We start from the raw sequence: 23,243 nt of genomic DNA, 5'->3' as shown, positions 1-23,243 counted from the left end.
GGCCCACGGATCGCGCGGCGTGGCCCGGCTGTTGGTTCGGTAGGGGCATGTGTCGGCCGGGAGGTGCACGGACGGAACCACCGGCTGCCGGGCGCGGGGCGTCGGTCACCGGTACCGGTTCAGCCCGCTGCGCCGGCCGGTGGTCCGACCGCGTCGGCCAGGGCGGTGAAGGCGTGTTCGGCAGTGTGGTCGTCGAGGACCGCGCGGTCCCACACCATGCGCAGGTGAAGATCGGTGCCTTGGGTGACGGAGACGGCGAAGGGGCCTCGTACCGCCCGGCCGTCGATGTGGACCTCCCGCCCCGTCACACCGCCCAGGTGGAGCGGGGGCCGTCTGCGGGCGTCGTCCACGGTGAGCAGGCCGTCGAGCCGGCCGGTCCAGCCGGATCCGCCGGCCCGGGCGGCATGCACCACCACGTCGAACGGGGTGTCGGCCCGGTCCAGGTCGTCCCACCAGGCGTCGGCCGTCGCCTCCCCTTCGGGGCTGTGCCCGGTGCCGGCCGGGAAGACCACGGTGTTGAGGAAGCATCCGAGGACGGGTGCGGCGCCGGGCGGGCGACCGCCCCACGGGTAACCGAGGGGCACCACATGGCCCGGTCCGTACAGCGCCCGCGCGGCCGCCCGGCAGGCGTCCAGCAGGTCGGGGAACGGCACTCCGGCGGCGGAGGAGGGCAGTCGCAGTTCGGCCGAGCCGCTCGGCAGTGCCCCGGGCGCGGGCAGGCCCGGCCGGGACGCGGGTGACTGTTCCCTCACGGTGCGGAGCCGTTCGCCCCAGTAGGCCAGGGCGTCGGGCGAGCCCGCGCGGTCCTCGGCCTCGAGCTGGAGCAGGACGGCCTCGCGGTATGCGGTCAGCTCGGCGGCGACCTCGTCGGGGGACGGTCCTTCGGCGTCGGTGCCCGCGGCGTAGGCGGCGCCGAGCTCCTCGACGATGCGGGCCAGCGACTGGCCGTCGCAGGCGGTGTGGTCCAGGACGACGGCGAGCACCTCCTCGTCGCTGTGCGGATCGTCCCGGGTGAGGAACATGCGCATCGGCGAGCCCTGCGGGGCCCACTCGCCGAGCTCCCGGCGCAGCGCCGCGGCCGCGTCCTCTCCCGGGGCCACCGGCACCCGGGTGAGCGGGACATCGGGCCGTTCCGGGCGGAGCACCGGCGTACCGCGAACGACGGCCGTCCGGGCGCGCAGGACGGGGTGCCGGGCGGCAAGACGGTTCGCCGCCGCTGTGAGGCGCACCACGTCGACGGTGCCCTGCGGGAAGGCGAAGAACATCGGCACCAGGTCCGGCCGCCCGGCGGCGTCCAGGGAACGCACCAGTACGAAACGGCGCTGGGCACCGGTGACGGGGAGTGGAGCGTCGGGCCCGTTCCCTGTCACGAGTTGCCGGTAACGGGCCAGGTACTGGCTCGTGATGCTGAGCACGTGGTCCTTTCTGTCATGGGCCGGGACGGCGGCAGGGCAGGGGCCCCGCAGCGGTTCCCGCGAACGAGGCGGGTTCGCTGCACCGTCTTGAGGGTGAGGTGATCAGTCACCGCCGATCGCGAGGCGGAGCGCTCGGTCGTGGCGGAGGGCTGGGCATCGGCACGTGGACGAGGGAGAGCGCGGGAGAAGGCGTCAGCCGACGGCCGTGGCCTTGTCCTCGACATCTTCGGCAACGGTGTCCGAATCCTTTTCGGGAACCGGGAGTTCGCGCATCCGGCGCAATGGGGACAGCAGCAGGGGCAGCGGTACGATCAGGAATCCCGCTGCGCACCAGGCCAGCGCCGTGCGCGGTCCGGAGGCGTCGGCCAAGAGACCGCCCAGCAGGGCGCCCAGCGGAAGGGTGCCCCACATGAGGAAACGCAGCGTGGCGTTCATCCGGCCGAGCAGCCGGGGCGGGCACAGGGCCTGTCGGAAGCTCACCTGGGCCACGTTGTAGACGACTGCTCCGAAGAACACGACGCCGGAGCCGGCCGCGAACAGGGCGGCGCCGACCGTCCCCTGCCCGGACAGTGGCCACAGCAGCGCGAACGGGCCGGTGGCCAGCGCGGACAGCCAGATGATGCGTGCCTGGCCGAGCCGTGCGGCAAGGGTGCCCGCACAGAGCGCACCGGCGAGCCCGCCCACGGCCGAGGCGGAGAGCACGAGGCCGACGGCGCCGGGCTCGAGCCCGAGCACCCTGACCAGAAATACGGTCTGAGTAGCCATCAGAACGGCGGCGAAGAGGTTTCCCAGCCCCGTCGAGAGGGCGATGACGCGCAGCAGTGGGTGCCCGAGGACGAAGCGCACGCCCTCGCCGATGTCCTTGCGCAAGGAGGCACCCGGAACCGGCTCGGGGCGGCTCTCCGGCTGCTTGATCCCGATGAGGAACAGAGCGGACAGGGCGTAACCGACGGCGTCGGCCACGATCGCCAGGTGGGCACCGAGCAACTGGACGAGACCGCCGCCGATGCCTGGGCCGGTCACCTGCGCCGAGGAACGAACCGTTTCCAGGGCACCGTTGCCCGCGACGAGCTGCTCCTTGGGCAGAAGCTGGGGCAGGAAGCTCTGGTGGGCCACGTCGAAGAAGACGGTGCAGACGCCGGTGATCAGAGCGACGGCATACAGCTGAATCATCGTCAGGAAGCCGGTGACGGCGGCAATGGGGATGCTCGCCATGGCCACGGCGCGCACGACGTCGGCCCTGATCATCAGGGGCCGCTTGCGCAGACGGTCGGTCCAGGCCCCGGCCGGCAGTCCTATGAGCAGGAACGCAGCGGTCTCGGCAGCCGTCAGCAGTCCCACCTGAAGGGCGGATGCTTCGAGTTCGAGAACGGCCACGAGAGGGAGGGCCACGAGGGTGACGTGGGCCCCGAGCTGTCCGGCGGCTGCTCCGGCGAGCAGAAGACGGAAGTCGGGCATGCGCAGCGGACCGCTTGTGGCGGCTCGGGGTGTTACGGGCATGTGAACGACATTCATGGGCGGCCGTCCAGCAGTCAAAAGCCAATGGACACTTTCGGTCGATTCTTTCTGCGTTCTGACGTCAGATCAGTAAATATTCCGCCAGGATCGCGCTACGGCCGGATGAATGCCATGAGCGCCACCCGCGCCAGGACGGCCCCGCTCGCCAGAACCACGCGACGCAGCCAATCGATTACGCACCGGAAACCACCGGTCGCACTATGGCCGAAAACAGTCACTTCCGTTCACCTATTGTCGGAATCGCTCATTCCGGCAGCTATGGGTGCCGGAGAGGCAACCGTGCGTCACCACCACGGCCGCAGGACGCTCGACCCGGCCGCTTCCTCCGGCGCCGTGCAGTCACTGTGTTCCTCGTCCCGCCTCCGCCGACGGGAAATCCGACCCGGGACTCTGGCTGCGCGCCACGGAGCGGCGGTGTCCTGGACCCCGGATTCCGGCCTCGTGCAACCGCGTTGCAACGTGGGAACAGGTGGGCTGGGGCGCTGCCCCCGGCACGGACGGGCGCCCGGGCCCCAGCAGGTGTCGGGTCTGCTCGCCATCGGCCGGGGAGGGGGCCGTCCCACCTGCCCGATCGAGAGAGGAGCGGCACATGAAGCAGCCGGATTCGAGCGCGTCGGTGAGTCGATCGCCGCGGAAGCCGGGCGCGTTCTGATGGGCGCGGCACGGGCCCCGCTCGTCGAGCTCACCGACGCTGCCGCCGAACTGATACGACGACTGCGGTCGGTGCACGGTCCCCTGATGTTCCATCAGTCGGGCGGCTGCTGCGACGGAAGCGCGCCGATGTGCTACCCGGAGGGTGAGTTCCGGACCGGCGGTTCGGACGTACTGCTGGCGGAGCTGTCCGTCGACGGGGTGGCCGAGCCGGTGTCGTTCTGGATGTCGGCGAGCCAGTACGAGGCATGGCGGCACACACGTCTCATCGTCGACGTCGTCGAGGGCCGCGGCAGCGGGTTCTCGCTGGAGGCGCCGGAAGGAGTGCGTTTCCTGATACGTTCCCGGCTGGTCGGTTCCTCGTGCTGTGACCGGCAATGAACCCGTGGCAAGACCTGCGCCCGAGCCTTCCTCCGCCTCGCCCGCCAACGCATCGGCGTCCCGTTCGCATGAGAGACGCAGGAGGCGTCGACGTGTTCAACCCGGACGGCGGCTTTCGTCTCGACGCTGGTCGCGCGGCTGCGGGAGGGAGCACAGTGACCATGCGTAACCGCCCGAGCGCCGGAGCCGAACGTCCGGCTCCCCATGGCATCGACGTGTCCTCCCGCAACCCTCACGACTCCGAGGGCTGATTCGCGGTGTCGTCGCGCGCCTCGGCCGTGCCCTGACTAGCGTGGTTCCCGGGCTCCACCGGTCCGTACCGTCCACGGGCCCGGCGGCCACACCCCGGCAGAGCACACCGGACCGCAGACAGCAGAGAGAGTCAGTCATGGCTGCAGAACCTGAAGGCAAGCCGATCTGGGCCGACGCGATGTTCTCCGATGTGGAGGGCGCGAAGAGCTTCTACGCCGAAGTCCTGGGCTGGACGTTCGGCGAGGAGTCGTCGGAGTACGGCAATTACACACAGGCATACGCGGACGGCAAGGCCGTTGCCGCGGTCGTGCCCCCCATGCCGGGCCAGGAGGGCCAGTCGCAGTGGTGTCTGTATCTGGCGTCGCCGGATGCCGCCGCGACCGCCGAGAAGATCCGCCGGAACGGTGGCACCGTTCTCATGGAGCCGATGCAGGTCGGCGAGTTCGGCACCATGTGCCTGGCCCAGGACCCGGGCGGTGTCACGTTCGGAGTCTGGCAGGGCGGCACTCACACGGGGTTCGAGGCCACGGGTGTGCCGGGAGCCTACTGCTGGGCCGAGGTGTTCACGCGCGAGCCCGGCAAGGCCGACGCGTTCTTCCCCGCCGTCTTCGGCTACACCACGAAGACGATGGAGGACGAGAACATCGACTTCAAGATCTTCGAGCTCGGGGACGGGCCGGTCCTGGGCCGTATGGCGATGCGTTCCGAGGACTTCCCCCCGGAGGTCCCGTCGTACGTCCAGGTGTACTTCACCGTCCCTGACTGCGATGCCGCGGTGGCCACCGCCCAGAAGCTGGGCGGGAAGCTGGTGTTCGGACCGATGAGCAGTCCGTTCGGCCGGTTCGCGGCACTCGTCGACCCGCAGGGTGCGGCGTTCGCCGTCATCGACGTCACGACGACCGAGGGCGAGATGCCCAAGCTCACCTGACGTTACGGACGGATGCCCGGGACCGTCCTGACCGGTCCCGGGCATTCTGTGTCGCGCCGGAGTGTCAGTCCTCGCCGTCGCGGACGGCCACCATGCCGTTGAAGACGCCCGCGTACGCCGTGCCGTCCGGACCGATGGTGACCGGCGCCCAGTTGTTGTCGTAGAGCGGCCCCGTTCCGGTGAGCCGGCTCCAGCGGCGCTCTCCGGTGCGGAAGTCGACGGCGGTGAGGTACCAGGCGTCGATACCGAGCTTGTTGGGCTGCTTCTCGTAGAAGTAGAGCAGACCGTTCGCCGTGGAGAGCTTCGGGACGGTGGAGGGCGAGCGGACGTCGCTGTGCCAGACGGTGTCGCAGCCACTGCCGTCCCTGCGCACGTCGATGCGAGTGGCGCCGCCGACGACGCTGCGGCCGAGGACGAGCGAGGCCGGGTTCTCGTAGCCGTAGTTGTTCTCGACGACCAGACTGTTGCCCCAGCTGATGAGGGAGTTGTCGGTCGTGGAGGCGCCGGAGCCGAAGACGGGTACCCTGCACACGAGGCGCCGGTCCGCCGGAACGCCCGAATCCCGCCGGAAGACGAGGACGTTCATCCGGTCGTCGGCATTGTCGGTGATCGCGACATAGGCGCCGCCCTCTCCGAAGAGATCGGGCGTGGTACCGGAACCCTGGTTGATGGAACCGGGCTTGGTGCCGGTCCCACGGTCGTACGTCTGGCGCCACTCCACCCGCGGTGTTCCGTCGGTATCGGCCCTGAAGCTGTACAGGGCGTGGTCCGACACGATGGACACACCGTCCTCGGCGACGGAGAAGGAGTTCTGGATCTCCTCTCCGGCGAGCTGGACCGACCGGACGGCCGAGGTCTCGGGGTCGATGGTGCCGACCCGGCCGAGCCTGGTCACCCACCAGATCCGGCCCTGCCAGTCGGGCATCACCGAGGTGACGGGGTCACAGGTTCCGCTGGGAAAGAGGTTGGTCCAGCTGATGCAGTCATGGGGAACGTGCGGTGTCAGATCCCAGTCGTTCTCGGGGATGAACCGCCAGGTGCCGTCCGGGGATTGCCTGTGTGCGATGCGCAGGACGTGCTGACGGGAGTCGGCGAGGACGACTCGGTCCCGGTCGTCGAGGTAGAAGTAGGCGCCCCCCGAGGTGTCCTTGAAGATCTTCGAGAAGTCGAGGCGGGTGATGGCCTCGACGGTGGACGAGCGCTGTGGCAGCCGGTACTCGGTGAGCGTGTCCAGTGTCCGCGGGTCGAGGAGCTTGAGCAGAAATCCCGAGAAGGTGCCGCAGACGGTGATGAGTCGGCCCGCTGAGTCGAACGTGGCCGTGGCACATTCACCGCCGAGCGGTGCCATCCGCCGGCTGGTCACCGAAGGACTGCGGCCGAGCGGGCCGGTATAGGGATGGGTGCCGCTTCCGGCCGCGTCCGCGTGCATCCCGCTGCGTCCGCTGGGGGCGAGGTGGGGGTGCTGCGGCACGGGCGCACCGGGAACGGGGACGGCCGAGGCGGGTGCGCCCTCGTACGCGTTCACCAGGCGGTGGCCGGGGGTGCGGGGGATGTCGTCCGCCTGCGCCGGGGCCGGCGAAGCGACCGCGCACGCGGACAGAACGAGCGTCAGGGCGAGTACGCGGGCGAGCGCGGTTCGGGACAATGCGGCTCCTCGTCGGTCATACGTGGGTCGCGCCGCCGCCCGACGCTAGGGCCGCTCCCGTGAAGTGTCCATGCACCTGCGTCCGGTTTCATGGATGCTTCATGATCGCGCAACACCCGCTCGGGGCCGGCCGTGCCCGCTCACGGCTTTCGCACGCGGGTCAGCCGCGTGTGAACGTGCCCAAGCCGTTCTCGTCGAGATACTCGACGCGGAAGGTCCCGGCCTTGCCGTCCTCGCCGACCGTGAAGGTCACTCCGGTCGGTCCCACGGCGTTCTCACCGGTCGTCTCGAAGCTGAAGGTGTCGCCGTCGTAGTGGTCGAGGTCGAACTTCTTCGGCTCCGGCCCGAGTTCGAGGACGAGCCCCTCCCGGTCCGTGGTGACGACGGCAGTGCCGTAGTAGGAGTTGCGGTACGTCCCCGTGTACGCACTGTCGGCACGGGCGGCCTTCGCGTCCGCGGGCGGTTCCGCGTAGTCGGTGGGCGACACACCGGCGTCGTCCTCCTCCTCGTAGACACGGGCGACGACGGGCAGCCAGTCCGTCGTGGGCTTGCCGTACTGAACGGTGTCGAAGAAGTCGAGGGCGATGGAATCGGCCATGCCCACCGGCTCACCATTCGTGAGCACGATCATTCCGAGCTGCTCACCCGGCAGCATCGTCACATTGGTGTTGGCCCCGAGGTCGAAGGCTCCCGAGTGGCTCAGCCGGAGCCTGCCCTGGTCGTCGTAGCCGACGTTCCAGCCCAGGCCGTAGAAGCCGGTGCGCGCGGCGGGTGCGGTCGGCGGCATGGAGACGATCTCGGGGACATGGGTGTGCTCAAGGGCTTCGGCGTCGATGATCTGTTTGCCGTCGAGCTTTCCGTCGGCGAGCTGGAGGCGCAGCCAACGGGTCATGTCGGCAGCGGTGGAGCTGACCCCTCCGGCCGGTGACTGTGCGTCCGCGTCACGCACGAACTTGGCCTGCCAGGCGCCGTCGGGGGTCTTCACATGGGTGACGGCCTTGTTCGTGGCCTTCTCGTAGTCGGCGAAAGTGGAGCTGGTGGAATTCATACCGGCGGGTCCGAAGAGGGTGTCCTCGCTGAGCTTCTCCCAGCTCACGCCCTTGGCCGCGGCCACGGCCTCCGCGGCTGCGGTGTAGCCGAAGTTGGTGTACGCGTAGGTCGCGCGGAACGGGGCGAGCGGCTCGTAGCGCAAATGGCCGAGAATGTACGCACGGTCGTAGCCGAGGTCCTCCAACAGGTCACCGGCATGGTCGGGCAGGCCACTGCGGTGGGACATGAGGTCCGTGACGGTGACGTGACCGGTCACCCATGGATCCTTGAGTGCGAAGCCCGGGATGTGCGGGGCCACGGGTTCGTCCCAGCGGACGACCTTGTCGCCGACGTTTCCGGCGACGACGGTGGAGCCGACCGGCTTGGACAGCGAGGCCAGCTGGAATACGGTGTCGGGTCCGACCTGCCCGGGCGCGCCGACCTTCCGCTCACCGAAGCCCTCGAGGTAGACCACCTGACCCTTGTATACGACACCCACTGCCGCTCCGGGGACCCCGGTGCGCTTCATCATCTTCGTGACGACTTGGTCGAGCCTTGCGACCGCAGCTTTCACATCAGCCCGGCTGAGCTGCGGCGGAGGTTGTGCCGGGGGCGGTTTCGGGGCGGGCTCCGAGGGGGGCGGGGTGGGGGCAGGTGGACCGGGGGCGGCCACGGACGAGGTCAGCGCCGTCGCTCCCGCGAGCACGGCGACCAGACCGGATACGGCGAGCGCCCGGCACCTGCCGAGTCGCACGCCCTGTGCGGCAGCCATGGATCCATTGAACGCCCAGGGGCGGGGGTCGGCAGCGCGGCGGTGTCGACGGACACACCTCGGGGGCGACGGAAGCGTCACTCAGGGCTTGAGCCGGCTCACCACGTCCGCGGTGGCGGACACCCCGTTGTGGATGCTGGGCGCCATGCTCGTGCCTGCCAGGAAGAACCCGAGCAGGGCGCAGACCAGCGCGTGCGAGATCTTGAGGCCGCCGTTGCGCAGATAGATCACCGCGAGAACGAGCAGCAGCAGTACGACTGAGACGGACACGGCCATCCCTCAACCTCCTTCGCCGCCGCAGCGGAACTGCGGCATTCGGCGGCCAGTTTGGCGGAGTGGAGGCGCCGGATGGCCGACTGGCGTGCCCGCCGATCGGGTGGTCGTTGACGTGGTCGCCGACCGGGGTGCCCGTCAGAGGCGGCGGGTGCGGAGGAAATGTTCCAGACCGGCGAGGTCGTCGGTGTTGATGTGGTCGACGTCTGCGGCGAGCAGTTCGGACCAGAGCGCCTCGCGCGCCGCGCCCGGGGTGTCGGGGGTCGCCCAGAAGCGAACGCGCCGCCCACGGTCGTGGGCCCTCGACACGATGCTGTGCAGCCTCGCCCGTTCGGTGTCGGGGAACCGCCCGTGACCCTGCCACTCGAAGCTCTGCGTCCAGTTGCCGGAGATCAGGGGGATGAACGAGGCCGGAGCGGGCGCGGTGAGGTCGTCGGGACGGCCGTCGTAGAAGGCGTGACGCACACGCTGCACCTCCATGGGCCCGCGGGCGGCCCGGTCGCCCGAGACGACGGGCATCACCGCGCCATGGTGCACGGTGCCGTGCGCACAGGTACTCAGGATCGAGCGGTAGTCGTGAAGTTGGCGGTGCAGTGCAAGGTAGGCGTTCTCTCCGTCGTTCTTGAGGTCCACGAGCAGCTGGACCGGTCGTCGGTAACCGCGGTACACCGCACCGTGGTTGGCCCTCACCCGGGCGAGCAAGGGGTCCAGGTAGAGGGACCGCAGGGTGCGCGCGGGGTCGAGCCCGCCGGGTTCGTGGGCGACGAGGAGCTCTCCCTCGACCAGGAAGACGTCGGCCTCGAGGCTCGTGAATCCGTGCTGCAGCGCGTCGTGGAGCGGCCGCGTGTGCAGATAGTCGTTGTGCGCGTGAGCCCGGCGTAACGGACGGGTCCTCCCCGGGCGTTCGACCGCCATGGCCCGAGTGGCGGGTGGGACGACGGTGGCGGCCAGTGCGGCGGCGATCGCGGTGACGGTCGCGCGACGGGTGGTGCGATCCATGGTGCCTCCGGGCTCTGCGAAACTCGGCAGGTGCGGGACACGGCGAGTATCCGTGCCCCACGCCTCCACCGGGCAGGCCACGGGCAAGAGTTCGGCCATCGGCCACCCGGCGGTTGCCTTCTCCGACGGGGCCCACGTTGCCTCCGGAACCGCGCCTTCGTCCGGCCGCCGGCCCGGAAAGGGCGGCCGGGGCGCGTATCCTCGCGTGATCACGGCAGAGCAACGGGCACACGGGCTGCCCGGTCCGCGGTACGGACGGGGCAGCCCTTCGCGGCTCAGGGGGCCCGCAGGTCCACCAGCTCCGCGATCGCCGCACGGTGCGCCCCTGGCGTGCCCAGCGCGATCTCGTCGGCCTTGGCGCGCTTGAGGTACAGATGCGCCGGATGCTCCCAGGTCATCCCGATCCCCGCGTGCAACTGGACGCACTCCTCGGCCGCGTGAACGGCCACACGGGAGCAGTACGCCTGGGCCACGGCGACCGCGAGCGGCACCTCGGGGCTCCGGGTGGCGAGTGCGTCCGCCGCGTTGCGCGCGGCGGCACGGGCGTTCACGACCTCGAGCCACAGCTGGGCCATGCGGTGTTTGAGCGCCTGGAAGGAGCCGACGGGCCGGTTGAACTGGTGGCGTTCGCGCGTGTACCGCACGGTCTCCTCCAGACACCATTCGGCCACACCCAGCTGCTCCGACGCGAGCAGACCGGCGCCGGCGAGCAGACCGCGGCGCACCGCGGCCCGGGCGATGCCCACGTCCGCGATCCGGATGCCGTCCGTCCCCCCGGCGGAGACGGACGCGAGCGGGCGGGTGAGGTCGAACGCGGTCTGCGGTGCCACGGCCGCGTCGCCGCGCTCCACCGCGTACAGCCCGTCGGACCTCAACACCAGCAGGACGTCGGCGATCGCGGCGTCCGCAACGGCGTTCACAGCGGCGCCTTCGGGAAGGTCGGCGCCGGGAGCGCAGGCGAGCGGGTGCGCCAGGACCGCGACCGTGCGGCCGGTGGCCATGCCCTTGAGCAGCGCGCCGACCGCGTCGGCCTCGCTGTCGAGGGCGAGCAGGGTCTCAGTCGCGATCACGCTGCTGCTCAGGTACGGCGCGGGCACGACCGCCCGGCCGAGCTCCTCCAGCACCACCGCGGCCTCCCGGTGGGTGGCACCCTGACCGCCGAGGTGTTCGGGCACCAGGAGACCCGCGGCGCCCATGTCGGCGGCGAGGAAACGCCACAGCTCCCGGTCGTACGGGCTTCCCTCCTCGATGCGCGCGAGCAGCCCCGGGGTGTCGGCCCGGTCGGTGAGCAGGGAACGCACGGCGGAACGCAGGTCGTCCTCGGTCTCGGAGTAGAGCAGGTCCGGCTGAGGGCTCTGGGCGGGCCTCGTGGTCATCGGGTCAGGTCCTTCCAGGCGACGTCCTTGTCGTTGCGCGGCTCGGCGGGCAGCCCGAGGACGCGTTCGGCAACGATGTTGAGCAGCACTTCGCTCGTGCCGCCCTCGATGGAGTTGCCCTTGGAGCGCAGATAGCGGTAGCCCGCGTCCCGGCCGGTGAAGTCGACGAGTTCGGGCCGGCGCATGGTCCAGTCGTCGTAGAGCAGGCCCTCCTCGCCGCGGATTTCGACCTCGAGTCCGCTGATCTCCTGGTTGAGGCGGGCGAACGCGAGTTTCATACCGGATCCCTCCGGCCCCGGCTGGCCCGCGACGAGTTGCTGGCGCAGCCGTTCGCCGGTGAGCCGGGCGACTTCGGCATCCACCCACAGGGTGAGCAGGCGCTGATGCAGATCGTGCGTGCGCAGTTCGGGCCGTTCGCGCCAGGTGCGGGCGACGGGGCCGATCATGCCGCCCTCCCGCGGCAGCCGCATGCCTCCGATGGAGACGCGTTCGTTCATGAGGGTGGTCTGTGCGACCTTCCAGCCGTCGCCGACGGGGCCGAGGCGGTGGGCGTCGGGGATCCGGACACCGGTGAGGAAGACCTCGTTGAACTCGGCCTCGCCGGTGATCTGGCGCAGCGGCCTGACGTCGACCCCCGGGTCGGTCATGTCGCAGATGAAGTACGTGATTCCCCGGTGTTTGGGCAGGTCCGGGTCGGTGCGGGCGATGAGGATGGCCCAGCGGGCGATGTGAGCGCTGGACGTCCACACCTTCTGGCCGTCGATGACCCATTCATCGCCGTCGCGTACGGCGCGGGTGCCGAGCGCGGCCAGGTCCGAGCCGGCCCCGGGCTCGCTGAACAGCTGGCACCACACCTCCTCGCCCACCCACAACGGCCGCAGGAAGCGGCGCTTCTGCTCCTCGGTTCCGTAGGCGAGGATGGTGGGCGCGGCCATGCCGAGGCCGATGCCGATCCTCCGGGGGTCGTTGTCGGGGGCGCCGGCGGCTTCCAGTTCGGCATCGACGACGGCCTGGAGGGAGCGGGGCGCATCGAGTCCGCCGAGTCCGACGGGATAGTGCACCCAGGCCAGTCCCGCGTCGAAGCGGGCCTTGAGGAAGACGGTGCGTTCGGTGGTGGCGGCAGGGTGGGCGGCAAGCAACTCACGGGTGCGTGCGCGGAGTTCGGTGGCGTCCGTCATGACGCGGCTCCTTCCGGGACGACGACGAGCCGGCCCGTCGTGGTGCCGTCGGCGACGCGCTGGACGGCATGGGCGGCGTCCTCGAAGGCGACGCGCTCGCTGATGAGGGGCTTGATCAGGCCCTTGGCCGCGTACTCGGTGAGAGTCTCGTGGCAGCGCAGGATCGCCCGGGGGTCCTTGTAGTTGTAGAGCCCCCAGTGCAGTCCCACGATCGAGTAGTTCTTGACCAGAGCGTGGTTGAGCGCGGGGCTGGGAATCGCGCCGCTCGCGAAGCCCACGATCACGATGCGGCCCTCGAAGGCCACGCATTTGGCGGACTTGGCATAGGCGTCTCCACCGACGGGGTCGTAGACGACATCGGCTCCCCGGCCTTCGGTGGCCTCCTTGACGGCGGCGACGAGGTCGTCCGAGCGGCGGTCGATGACGACGTCGCAGCCCAGCTCGCGTGCGACGGCGGCCTTCCCGGGCCCGCCGACGACGCCGATGACCTTGGCACCGGCTGCCTTGCCGAGTTGTACGGCCGCGCTGCCGACCCCTCCTGCGGCGGCATGCACGAGAAGGGTCTCGCCCTCCTGGAGGTGCGCCCGTCGGTGGAGTCCGAACCAGCCCGTCTGGTACCCGATGTGCAGGGCCGCGGCCTCGGCGTCGTCGAGCGCCGCAGGCGCGGGGAGGACGCCGGCGGCCTCGGCGACCGCGTACTCGGCGAGGCCGCCGTGCGGCAGCGAGACGGTGGCGATGACACGCCGGCCGTCGTCGGTCTCGCCGCAGACCTCCACCCCCGGGGTGAACGGCAGCGGCGGCGTGATCTGGTACTGGCCACGGCACAGAAGCGCGTCCGGGAAGTTGATGTTCGCGGCACGGACCTTCACGAGGATCTGTCCCTCACCCGGCTCCGGGCGGACGGTCTCCTCAAGGCGCATCACCTCGCTCGGCTCGCCGTTCCGGTGCACTCGCCATGCCTGCATTCGGGGCCTCCGCGGTTCTCGGGCGTCCACTGCTCCGATCGCATACTAAGCGGTCGCTTGCCCTTCTGTGAACAGTCTTCTCAGCCGCTCTTCGGCCGTGCCCGCACATGCATCCGCTCGCCCTGTGGGCCGAAGAGGCTCAGGAACTCCACCGGTCCGTCACCCGTCGGGCCGAACCAGTGAGGCACACGGGTGTCGAATTCCGCCGCCTCCCCCGCGCCCAGCACCAGATCGTGCTCACCGAGAACCAGGCGCAGCCGCCCAGAGAGCACGTAGAGCCATTCGTAGCCCTCATGGACACGCGGCTCGGGCTCCGGGCTCCCGGCCTGCTGCACCACCTTGTACGCCTGCGGCCCGCCGGGCCGACGGGTGAGCGGGTACATGGCCCTGCCGTGTCGAACGATCGGCTTCATTCGGACGCGCGGGTCGCCGACGGGCGGGGCCCCCACCAGCTCGTCCAGCGGAACCCGGTGGGCCCGGGCGATCGGCAGCAGCAGTTCGAGACTGGGCCTGCGGCCACCGGACTCCAGCCGCGAGAGGGTGCTCACGGAGATCCCGGTGGCCTCGGACAGGTCCTTGAGGGTGGCTCCTCGCTCACTGCGGATGCGGCGGAGGCGTGGGCCCACCTCGCCGAGCACGGCCGCGAGCGATCTGTCGTCATCGGTGTCCGCCATGGAGCCCATTGCAGAACCGGCAACTCCACTTGTCAATCACGCCACAGCAGAGGTCCTGGCGCGGTCACCAGAGGGCACTGTGCCGGTGCCGGGTCGGCGGAATGTCGAGGTCGGTGTCCGCGCCGGCGCGGTGGGCACGCCGGATGTCGTCACAGCGCATGCGCACGGCGCGGCGGGCGCTGCGTTCGGCCTGTTCGGCGGCGAAGCCCGTACCGGCAGTGCGGTGGGCACGGTCGTAGGCGTGGATCGCGAAGCCGGTCCGTACGAGTCGCGGCAGGGCGCGCCGACCCTCGTATTCGGCGGCCGCCCGCTCGCGGCGGTCGTAGCGCAAGGAGTGGAGAGTGAATGCGCGGAACGCCCGCGAAAGGGAACGCTCCTCCCAGGTACGACCGAGATCGTCGTAACGGCTGGGAATGTGATGGGCGGTGCGGGACACGGGTGCCTCCGTAGACGCCCCAGGACGGTCCTGGGGTACCTACCGGAAGGCGAAGGGGCCGACGGCCCGGGATCCATTCACATGCCGACCCTACCTGCCTCCGTCCGGTCCATCTCCCCTACGGCAGCGGTGGGTTCGGCGGAAGGCGGACGGCCACCGCATACGGATCCTTGCGGGCCGGGCCACGAGGGCCGACGGCAGCCCCTGCTGAGCCCGGTGCGTTGCGGCAGGTGTCGCCACCTCAGGTCCGTCGCGCACACGCGAGGACGACATCCCGCAGATTTCCGGTCCGCCGCAGCAGTTGCCGTTGGACACGTGCTCCGTTTCCCGCCGTCAGCAGTGTCCCCAGCGCTTCTTCGGCGGCTGTGGTGTCGCCGCTGTCGTCGAGGGCGTCGCGTACGTGATCGAAAAGGTCCCGCACCACCCGTTCCGCCGGCGCGGGCCGCATGGTCCGAGGGTGGACCAGCTGCTCCTCCAGGCCGTAGCGGCCGGCGCGCCATGCGGCGAGACGCAACAGGCCGACGCCGTGCCCGGCCGGCGGCTCTCCCGCCCGCCACTGACGGGAGGCCGTCTCCACCAGGGCGCGGGTCAGCGTGGCCAGCAGCACGGTCGAGGCCGGATCGAGACACACGTCCGCGACCCTGATCTCGACCGTCGGGTAGCGGTGCGAGAGCCGGGCATCGAAGTAGATCATCCCCTCGTCCCGGAGCACACCGGTACCGATCATGTTCCGCACCTGCTCGCGGTACCGGCCGGCGGAGCCGAAGACCTCGACCGGACCGGCAGAGGGCCAACGCCCCCAGACCTGACTGCGATAGCTGCTGTAGGCGCTGTCCTGTCCCTGCCAGAAAGGGGAGTTCGCACTCAGTGCGAGCAACACGGCCAGCCAGGGCCGGACCCGGTCCAGTACCGCGACGCCCTCCTCGTCGGAGTCCACCGAGACATGGACATGGCAACCACAGGTGAGCTGTTCCTGCACGGTGAGCCCGAAGTGCTCGGCCATCCACCGGTAGCGGTCCCCGAGCCCCACGGACGGGCTGACCGGAAGGGGCGAGGTGGCAAGAGCCGCGACCGCCACGCCCAGTTCCCGGGCGTGGCGCGCGGCCTCCGCGCGCCACCGCTCGATCTCCGCCGCGAGCTCGGTCATCCCGGTCCGCGGACTGGTGGCGAACTCGAGCTGCTGGCGCTGCAGCTCCGCCTCGAAGACCTCACCTGCCCCGCCCTCCGCGCCCTCCCCTGCCGCGTCACGGGAGGCCGCGGCCAGCACCGCCGCCGACACCGCCCGGGGCTCGCCTGTCTCGGCATCCACCAGGAGGAGTTCCTCCTCCACACCCACGCTGCGCACGATCACCGCCCTTCCACGGCCCGCGTCGGGCATCCCGGATATCTGGAGAGTGGGCCGCCACCGGAGCGTCCGCAACAGAAGCGACGGCGGCCCGCCAGGCAGGCGGCCCCTCGGCTCCTCGCGCGGCTCCGGAACCTTCGCCCGCGATGACGGAGAGCGGGGGCCCGGGGCTGTCGGCACGGGTCCCGTGGTTGAGCGGAACCAGGCAAATTTGCCTGGTTCCGCTCAACCACGGGCTGCACTGCGGGGTCAGTGCCTGCCGGGTCCGTGACCCAGCCGGGAAACGAGCCAGGGACCCAGTACCGGCAGCACGTTCGCGGGCTGCATGGCCTGAGTGTGGTCGAGCCCCTCGAGGACCCGCACGTCCCATCCGGCGTCCGCCAGTTCGGTGCGCCGGGCCTCGACCGCCGCCGCGATGCTCACGGTCACGCCTCCCCACCGCTCGCCGTAGGGGATCTCGTCCGCCGAGCCGACGAAGCACAGCCGTGGGCAGCCGACCCGCGTCTGTGCCCGCGCGTCGTCGAAGTCCTGCAGCGCCTGGTACAGCGTGACGAACTGCCGGGTCTGCGCCTCGGTCATCGACACTTCCACCGTGGACCAGTCGTGGTCGTCGGCCGACTGCGCGGAGGGCCCGGACCGTCCGGGGTCGACGGGCGCCGATGACGCCATGGCGTGGGCGGCGGTGGTGACACGCAGCATCTCGGCGTACGGGCCGCCGATCGGCGGAAAACCGCCCATGACCAGTGCGGTGAGGCGATCGGTGCGCAGGGCGAGCTGGAGTCCACTCAGAGCGAGCCATGAGTAGCCGTAGTAGGCGAACCGGTCGACGCCCGCGGCGTCGGCGACCGCCAGCAGGTCCCCGGCGACATTGCCGGGAGTGAGGGTGCCCGGCTTGGGGGTCGCCATGACGTGGCCTTCGTAGTCGAAGGCGACGACCCGGAACGCGCCACTGAGGCCCTCGATCAGGGAACGGCCCAGCGCGGGGTCCACGCCCCATCGGCGCATCTCGTCGGCCTGCCGGCCCTCGGCCGGCCGAGGGTTGACCGGAAGCAGCAGAGCCGGTCCGCTGCCGTGCATCTCCAGTTCGAGGGTGCTTGCATCGTGCAGCTTCGCTTCGGTCATGGATTCTCCCGGTGGGCTCTCGCCGCCCTAATTCCGTAGGCTGTAAGGTAATAACCTCACGACAATAACGTACGGCATAAGGGGATCGGGTCTTGAGCGTCATCGCCGGCCAGGGGGACGCCGCCGCGTCGATGGCCCTGCTGTGGGGCACGCGGAGGACGCAGGCCCAGGGGAAGCCACCGGGACCCAAGCCCGCACTGAGCGTCGACGACGTCGTCGAGGCGGCGATCGCGGTGGCCGACGAGGGGACCATCCAGCGCCTGTCGATGCGCACGGTGGCCGAGCGGTTGGGACGCTCCTCCATGGCGCTCTACACCTACGTGCCGGGCAAGGCGGAACTGCTCGACCTGATGTACGACCGGGCACACGCCGAGCTCTCCGCCGGTCATGCCGCGAGCGGAGACTGGCGTGCCGGGGTGACTTCATGGGCCACGGAACTCCGGGCGTTCTATCTGCGGCACCCGTGGGTCCTCCGGGTGTCGTTCGCCCGCCCCGTACTGGGCCCCCATGAACAGGCGGTCCTGGAGACGCTGTTGGGCATCCTGGAAGGGACGGGGCTACCGGCCGGGACCCTGCGTGGCATCGTGAGTTCACTCTTCCACCTGGTTCGCGGATCCGCGCAGACGGTCGCCGAATCCCGCCAGGCGGCGGGAGCGACGGGGGTGTCGGACGAGGACTGGTGGTCCAGCCGCTCGGGCCTGCTGGACGAGGTCGCGCCCGACTTCGCCGAGCGGTACCCGCTGTCGGTCCGTCTGGCGAGAGAGGCCGCGCCCGTCGTTGAGGGTGGGGCCGCGTCCTCGTGGGAGCTCCAGGTCGACGACACCTTCACGGTCGGACTGGCCGTTCTGCTCGACGGGATCGACGCGGCCAGGACCAAGGCGCGGGCCCCGTCACCCCCAGCCCCGGCCGCCGGACCCCGCCGGGCCGGCTGACGGTCTATGTCCCGGTGCCCGGAGTCCCGTGCGCCGGCCAGCCGGACGGACCGTGCGCGGCCGCAGCCGGGGGCGGGGTGCGGGCCGACAGGGGTGTGGCGATGGACTCCAGCGACCGACCCTCCGCTCGGACCGCGAAGAAGAGCGCCACCAGCCCCGCCGCGATCATCAGGGCCGCACCGGTGCAGAACGCCACCACGGTGTCGCCGACCACGCCGCTCGACGTCAGCTCGGCGAAGAGCAGCGGACCGGAGATCCCGCCCGCCGCGGTGCCGATGGCGTAGAAGAACGCGATGGACATCGCACGGGTCTCCATCGGGAAGATCTCGCTCACGGCGAGGTAGGCGGAGCTTGCGCCGGCGGAGGCGAAGAACAGGACGACGCACCAACAGGCGGTCATCGTGGCGGCGTTGAGCGACCCCCTGCCGAACAGCCACGCCGTGACGAGAAGCAGGCAGCCGGAGATGAGATAGGTGCCCGCGATCATCGGTTTGCGTCCGATGGTGTCGAAGAGCCGGCCGAGCAGCAGCGGTCCGAGGAAGTTGCCGAACGCGATGACCGTGAAGTAGTAGCCGGTCGCATCGGTGGGCACGTCGAAGAACGTGATCAGGATCGATGCGAAGCCGAACGTGATGGCGTTGTAGAGGAATGCCTGCCCGATGAAGAGGGCGAAGCCGAGAACGGCCCGTCTGGGGTACGAGCGGAACACCGTCCTCGCGATCGTGCCGAAACCGATGCTCCCCCGCTGGTCGACGGTGATCGCGCCCTCCGGTTCCGGCAGCGGTTTCCCCGTTTCCGCCTCGACTTCACGTTCGATTCCGGTGACGAGATCCTCGGCCTGTCGGGCACGGCCGTGGATGAACAGCCAGCGCGGGCTCTCGGGCACGTTGCGGCGTACGAGCAGAATGACGAGGCCGAGGACGACCCCGAGGGCGAAGGTCAGCCGCCAGCCGATGTCCTTCGGGAAGACGGCGGTGTTCAGGGCCACGACGGACAGCAGGGCTCCGGCCATGGCGCCGAGCCAGAAGCTCCCGTTGATGATGAGGTCGACGCGTCCCCGGTACTTGCTGGGGATCAGTTCGTCGATCGCCGAATTGATCGCCGCGTACTCGCCGCCGATACCGAAGCCCGTGAGGAAGCGGAAGAGGAAGAACCACCAGGCCGAGAACGACACGGCCGTCAGGGCGGTCGCGGCGAGATAGACCGCCAGAGTGACGAGGAACAGCTTCTTCCGGCCGAACAGGTCCGTCAGCCGGCCGAAGAAGAGCGCCCCGGCGCACGATCCGGCCACGTACAGGGCCGCCGCGACTCCGGTGACCTGGGCATCGCTGATGGCCAGTCCACTGCCTTCCTCGGAAAGCCGTCCGGCGACGTTCCCGACGACGGTGACCTCGAGGCCGTCCAGGATCCAGACGGTTCCCAGTCCGATGACGACCATCCAGTGCCACCGGGACCACGGCAGCCGGTCGAGCCGTGCGGGGACCTTCGTGGTGACGGTCCCGGTCCCTGCCGTGCCCGACTCGCCCATGGGGCCGCTCCCCCGTCCTCGACGTCGCTGGTGCGGCGGGTACCCGAGGGCATCCCGGCCAAACGGGGGCGGTTCCGGTGCGGCGAGGGCAGGTGCGTCCCGTCAGCGACCGCCGAAACGGAAGACCTCGAAGGCCACTGCGGGCCGCCCGCCGAATCGGGGTGCCGCGGCTTTGGCGCTGCCCGTCAGAAACTCCCGGCAGTACTCCTCGGGGTCCTTGTCCGTCAGCACCTCGAGATAGCTGCGGTGTTCCAGCAGGGACGCCACGGAACGCTCCAGTCCCGCGGTCGCGTCGACCGCGTGCGTGGGCGTGCTGGAACCCGCGACTGCCACCCAGCGCACGCCGCTCCACGGCTCGAGGCCGTGCTCGGTGAGGAGTTCGGGAAAGATCCAGCGATTGCCGGCATCGGCGGCCGCGTCGAGAGTGGCCCGGCCGACGGCGCGGTGGTCCGGGGTGTTCCACGCACCGCCGACGGCGGAGCCCCAGGTGTCCCGGTGGTTGAGGGTGATCACGAGCTCGGGACGGTGCCGGCGCATCGCCCCGGCGATGTCCCGGCGCAGCGTCGTGCCGTACTCGATGACGCCGTCCCTGTGGTCGAGGAACTCCACCGTGGACACTCCGACGACTGCCGCACTGGCCCGCTGCTCCCGCTCGCGCATCGGTCCGCAAACGGCGGGCTCGATCGTGTCCGTGCCCGCCTCACCACGGCTGGCCAGCAGATACACGACCTCCTTCCCGGCGTCGGTCCATCCGGCGACGGCCGCGGCACAGCCGTACTCGAGGTCGTCCGGATGGGCGACGACGGCGAGGGCGCGCGTCCAGTCCTCGGGCATCGCTTCGAGCTGAGGTTCGGTCATGTCCGCAGCGTAGCCGCCGGATCCGGCACCAGGGTCTTTCGTTCGGATCGGGCTGGATCGGTGAGGGGCACACGAGCCCGGCAAGATCCGAACGAGAGGCCCTAGTGCTGTGACCGGATAGGTTCACCGGCTCGCGACGCCCTGCACGGCGCCTCGCTGCGTTGTCGCATCACCCGAGTACATCCAGTACGAGGGCGATACTCCGCCTTGCGATGCGTCCCCGCGGCCCCAAGGGGCCGGGGGAGACCCCATGCACCGGACGCCGCGAGCTTCCCGGCAAACCTATCCGGTCACAGCACTAGACCTCGTCGCGTACCAGGGCGAGCAGCCGGTCCAGGACACGGGCTCCCGAGGCACGGACGCCGTCGTGCTCGTACTCGTCGGTGACCCAGGTGCGCAGTCCGCGGACGGTCTGCGCCGTTGCGAGGGAGTGGGCGGTGTCGACGTACATGTCGTCGTGGTAGACGGCGGCGGCGACCGGGACCTCGTTGGCCGCGAGGCGCTCGGCGTCGTACAGCCGAGGCCAGTCGGTACGTGCAGCGAGCAGCTCGGCGGCTTCGCGCAGAGGGCGCAGCGCCGGATCGGACTCGAAGTGCCAGGGGTGCACGGACTCCCCGGTGAACAGCAACGGGCCGTCCCCCTCCAGTGTCTTCGCGGCGTCGAACTGGGGGAACTCTGCGCGCACGCGCTCCGCCGCCCATGCCGTGGGCGCCTCTCCCTGCGCGTAGATGGCTTCGTGGAGAACGGCGTACAGGGGATGCGCGGTGTAGGAGAGGGTGGCGAGCACTGCTTCCTGGAAGGCGTCGGACAGCTCCTCCCCGCCCGCCCCGCCGATGAACGCGTTCTCCATCAGATAGTGCAGTTGATGGCTCCCGTCCCCGGTGCCGAGCTGAATGCCCAGGGACTGGAAGGCCTCGGGCGTCAGAACGTATCCGTTCGGCAGCACGGGCCGGTGCTCGGCGAGGTACCCGGCAATGCGGCGGGCGCGTTCGACGTCCTGCGGATAGCGCGCATAGTGGGCCTCGACCTTGCGCTGGACACGCGGGTAGGCCGCCCGGTACACGTCCTCGGCCCGCGCGTCCAGCGAAGGCAGCCCGCCCGTGATCAGTACGGTGCGCAGGCCTTCCGGTGCCGTCGAGAGATAGTGGGTGGCGCAGAATCCGCCGAAACTCTGGCCGAGCACGGTCCACCGGGCACCACCGGTGAGCTGGCGCCGGACGGCCTCGCAGTCGCGCACGATGCTGTCGGCGCGAAAGCCCCGGAGGTATTCCGCCTGTTCCTCGGCACCGCCGCGCAGCGGAACGGTCTGCCGGTTGGCGGGGGTGGACAGCCCGGTCCCGCGCTGGTCGAGCAGCAGGACGCGGAATTCCTGTACGGCGCGGCCGAGCCAGGCCTGCTTGCCGGGGAAGCGGCGTGCCCCGAAGCCGGGGCCGCCTTCCAGGTACACCAGCCACGGCAGCTCGGCCCCGGCCCTGGCACTCGACACGACCTCGCGGCCGTACAGCCGAAGCTGCTCCCCTGCCGGGTCGTCGTGGTCGAGGGGGACCGTGAAGTGCCGGTCCGTGAGGACGAGACCCGGCTGCCGGTAGCTGGTCAATGGTCCTCCCGCTGTGTGTACCTGGTGGTGCACCCCCACACGCCCAGTGCACCACATGGGCGCGCGGAGGTCGTGCGGAGTGCGGTCAGCCGGCCGGGAAGCGCTGCTCGTTCCTGATGCGGTCGCGGACCCAGACCCCGGCGGGCTTCAGCGGCCCGGTGCCGGCCCAGGGGCCGTCGTTGTCGCAGGTGCCACCCCTGAAGACGGCGCCGGTGCGGTCGTCGTCGGAGTAGTTCCAGTTGACCCAGCTGATCTTCTTGCTCGCCATCAGGTCGAGATAGCGCCGCGACATGGCGAAGTCGTTGCTGCCCTCACCGGCGTGGTTCTGGGTGCCGAACTCGGTGACGAACACGGGCAGCCTGTCCGCCGCACGGGCGAGGGTGTCCAGATACTCGTCCCGGTGCGAGTGGGCGTAGAAGTGGAAGGTGTACATGATGTTGGAGGCTCTGACCGGGTTGCCGACGACCTCCGACTCGTCGGAGCCTTCGGAGACGCCGAACGACGACCAGGCTCGGGTGCCGACCAGGACGGGGGCGTCGGGGTCCTGCTGCCGGATGACGGGGATGAGCTGTTCGGCGTAACTCCTGATCCGCGACCAGCCGACACCGCTGGGCTCGTTGGCGATCTCGTAGAGCAGGTTGTTCTTTTCTGCGTGCCGCTGCGCGATCTCGGTGAAGAAGGTCCTGGCGCGGGCGAGATTGTGGTGGGGGTCGCCCGGGTCGAGCATGTGCCAGTCGACGATGGCGTACATACCGCGGGCGGTGGCCTGTTCGATGATCGCGTGGACCAGGTCGGTGAACCTGCGGGGGTCGGTCTCGTAGCCTCCCTCCTGGATGTACATGGAGATGCGCAGCACGTCCGCTCTCCAGTCGTCGGCCAGCGCGTCCAGTGAGGCCGAGGTCACGCACTGGCCGTACCACTGCAGACCGTGCGTGGACATGCCGCGCAGTTGGACGGGCTCGCCGTACCGGTTGCACAGCTTGGTGCCGCAGACCCTGAGCCGGCCGTTGATCCCGACCGGGGTCCTGGTGCCGGGGGCGGACGCTGCGCCCATGGCGGGATGGCCGCTGCTGGGACCGGCGTTCGCGGTGGTGGTGCCGACGGTGGAGGAGGGGCCGGCGGTGCTGTCGGTGCCGGCCGGGGAGGGAGCCGCAGGGGCGGTCGGGACGGTGGTGAGCCACAGCAGCAGGGCGACCACGGCCACGGCGGGGGCGCGCAGCGGGAATCGTGCCGGTCTCATGGGGATCTCCATGGGAGGGGACGGGCAACGGTAACTGGAAGGAAACTTTCCTAACCAATGGGATAGCAGTCCCGTTCCGAAGCACGCAAGGGCCACGACGGGAGAGGGAGTCCGGTCCGCCGGTCCGCC

General features: G+C 70.3%; 20 protein-coding genes. 3 read left to right on the top strand and 17 right to left on the bottom strand.

Going from position 1 to position 23,243, the window contains the following annotated elements:
* Positions 1–119: 119 nt before the first annotated feature.
* Together AC068D_RS26895 and AC068D_RS26890 are read right to left on the bottom strand one after the other, a co-directional pair.
* Positions 120–1,415, bottom strand: a complete 1,296-nt coding sequence (locus AC068D_RS26895) for a non-ribosomal peptide synthetase (RefSeq protein WP_478825647.1) — start codon at positions 1,413–1,415, stop codon at positions 120–122.
* 192 nt (positions 1,416–1,607) lie between these two features.
* Positions 1,608–2,915, bottom strand: a complete 1,308-nt coding sequence (locus AC068D_RS26890; RefSeq protein ID WP_478825646.1) for an MFS transporter — start codon at positions 2,913–2,915, stop codon at positions 1,608–1,610.
* A gap of 669 nt (positions 2,916–3,584) precedes the next feature.
* Between AC068D_RS26890 and AC068D_RS26885 the strand changes: the two genes are divergently transcribed.
* Both AC068D_RS26885 and AC068D_RS26880 read left to right on the top strand, forming a co-directional pair.
* Positions 3,585–3,965, top strand: coding sequence for a DUF779 domain-containing protein (locus tag AC068D_RS26885; RefSeq protein WP_478825782.1), 381 nt, complete (start codon positions 3,585–3,587; stop codon positions 3,963–3,965).
* Positions 3,966–4,353: 388 nt separating this feature from the next.
* Entirely contained in the window at positions 4,354–5,145 is a 792-nt protein-coding gene (locus AC068D_RS26880) for a VOC family protein (protein WP_478825645.1), read from the top strand.
* A gap of 64 nt (positions 5,146–5,209) precedes the next feature.
* Here the strand turns inward: AC068D_RS26880 and AC068D_RS26875 are convergent, their stop codons facing one another.
* From AC068D_RS26875 to AC068D_RS26825, 11 genes are all read right to left on the bottom strand, one after another.
* The gene (locus AC068D_RS26875) at positions 5,210–6,790 is read right to left on the bottom strand and encodes a hypothetical protein (protein ID WP_478825644.1); all 1,581 of its coding nucleotides are present in this window, start codon (positions 6,788–6,790) and stop codon (positions 5,210–5,212) included.
* 160 nt (positions 6,791–6,950) lie between these two features.
* On the bottom strand, positions 6,951–8,591 hold the full coding sequence (locus AC068D_RS26870) for a serine hydrolase (protein ID WP_478825643.1): 1,641 nt from the start codon (positions 8,589–8,591) through the stop codon (positions 6,951–6,953).
* A gap of 81 nt (positions 8,592–8,672) precedes the next feature.
* Positions 8,673–8,867 (bottom strand): hypothetical protein, encoded by a 195-nt coding sequence (locus AC068D_RS26865; protein WP_478825642.1) that lies wholly within the window; start codon positions 8,865–8,867, stop codon positions 8,673–8,675.
* Between the two features lie 135 nt (positions 8,868–9,002).
* Positions 9,003–9,863, bottom strand: coding sequence for a phosphatidylinositol-specific phospholipase C/glycerophosphodiester phosphodiesterase family protein (locus AC068D_RS26860; protein ID WP_478825641.1), 861 nt, complete (start codon positions 9,861–9,863; stop codon positions 9,003–9,005).
* Positions 9,864–10,138: 275 nt separating this feature from the next.
* Positions 10,139–11,239 (bottom strand): acyl-CoA dehydrogenase family protein, encoded by a 1,101-nt coding sequence (locus tag AC068D_RS26855; RefSeq protein ID WP_478825640.1) that lies wholly within the window; start codon positions 11,237–11,239, stop codon positions 10,139–10,141.
* On the bottom strand, positions 11,236–12,417 hold the full coding sequence (locus AC068D_RS26850; RefSeq protein WP_478825639.1) for an acyl-CoA dehydrogenase family protein: 1,182 nt from the start codon (positions 12,415–12,417) through the stop codon (positions 11,236–11,238). Before AC068D_RS26850 ends, AC068D_RS26855 begins: the two co-directional genes overlap by 4 nt.
* A complete protein-coding gene (locus AC068D_RS26845) occupies positions 12,414–13,382 on the bottom strand; it encodes an NADPH:quinone oxidoreductase family protein (protein ID WP_478825638.1) in 969 nt (322 codons plus the stop codon). The genes AC068D_RS26850 and AC068D_RS26845 overlap by 4 nt, the downstream gene beginning before the upstream one ends.
* An 80-nt stretch (positions 13,383–13,462) precedes the next feature.
* Positions 13,463–14,056 carry a helix-turn-helix domain-containing protein gene (locus tag AC068D_RS26840; RefSeq protein ID WP_478825637.1) on the bottom strand — a complete coding sequence of 198 codons (594 nt, stop codon included), beginning with the start codon at positions 14,054–14,056 and terminating at the stop codon, positions 13,463–13,465.
* Positions 14,057–14,120: 64 nt separating this feature from the next.
* Positions 14,121–14,492, bottom strand: coding sequence for a hypothetical protein (locus tag AC068D_RS26835; RefSeq protein WP_478825636.1), 372 nt, complete (start codon positions 14,490–14,492; stop codon positions 14,121–14,123).
* Between the two features lie 241 nt (positions 14,493–14,733).
* Complete coding sequence (locus AC068D_RS26830) at positions 14,734–15,870, bottom strand: glutamate--cysteine ligase 2 (RefSeq protein WP_478825635.1); 1,137 nt, start codon at positions 15,868–15,870, stop codon at positions 14,734–14,736.
* Positions 15,871–16,086: 216 nt separating this feature from the next.
* Complete coding sequence (locus tag AC068D_RS26825) at positions 16,087–16,959, bottom strand: alpha/beta fold hydrolase (RefSeq protein ID WP_478825634.1); 873 nt, start codon at positions 16,957–16,959, stop codon at positions 16,087–16,089.
* 92 nt (positions 16,960–17,051) lie between these two features.
* Between AC068D_RS26825 and AC068D_RS26820 the strand changes: the two genes are divergently transcribed.
* The gene (locus tag AC068D_RS26820; RefSeq protein ID WP_478825633.1) at positions 17,052–17,891 is read left to right on the top strand and encodes a TetR/AcrR family transcriptional regulator; all 840 of its coding nucleotides are present in this window, start codon (positions 17,052–17,054) and stop codon (positions 17,889–17,891) included.
* A gap of 4 nt (positions 17,892–17,895) precedes the next feature.
* Here AC068D_RS26820 and AC068D_RS26815 read toward each other — a convergent pair whose 3' ends face one another.
* From AC068D_RS26815 to AC068D_RS26800, 4 genes are all read right to left on the bottom strand, one after another.
* Complete coding sequence (locus AC068D_RS26815; protein WP_478825632.1) at positions 17,896–19,419, bottom strand: MFS transporter; 1,524 nt, start codon at positions 19,417–19,419, stop codon at positions 17,896–17,898.
* A gap of 102 nt (positions 19,420–19,521) precedes the next feature.
* Positions 19,522–20,277 (bottom strand): PIG-L deacetylase family protein, encoded by a 756-nt coding sequence (locus tag AC068D_RS26810; RefSeq protein WP_478825631.1) that lies wholly within the window; start codon positions 20,275–20,277, stop codon positions 19,522–19,524.
* Positions 20,278–20,575: 298 nt separating this feature from the next.
* Complete coding sequence (locus tag AC068D_RS26805) at positions 20,576–21,874, bottom strand: alpha/beta fold hydrolase (protein ID WP_478825630.1); 1,299 nt, start codon at positions 21,872–21,874, stop codon at positions 20,576–20,578.
* 85 nt (positions 21,875–21,959) lie between these two features.
* Complete coding sequence (locus AC068D_RS26800) at positions 21,960–23,114, bottom strand: glycoside hydrolase family 5 protein (RefSeq protein WP_478825629.1); 1,155 nt, start codon at positions 23,112–23,114, stop codon at positions 21,960–21,962.
* Positions 23,115–23,243: the final 129 nt, after the last annotated feature.

Source organism: Streptomyces sp. NPDC043861, from assembly GCF_056435905.1.
The sequence above is the reverse complement of the archived record's forward strand: the minus strand, read 5'-3'. Positions and strand labels throughout refer to the sequence as shown.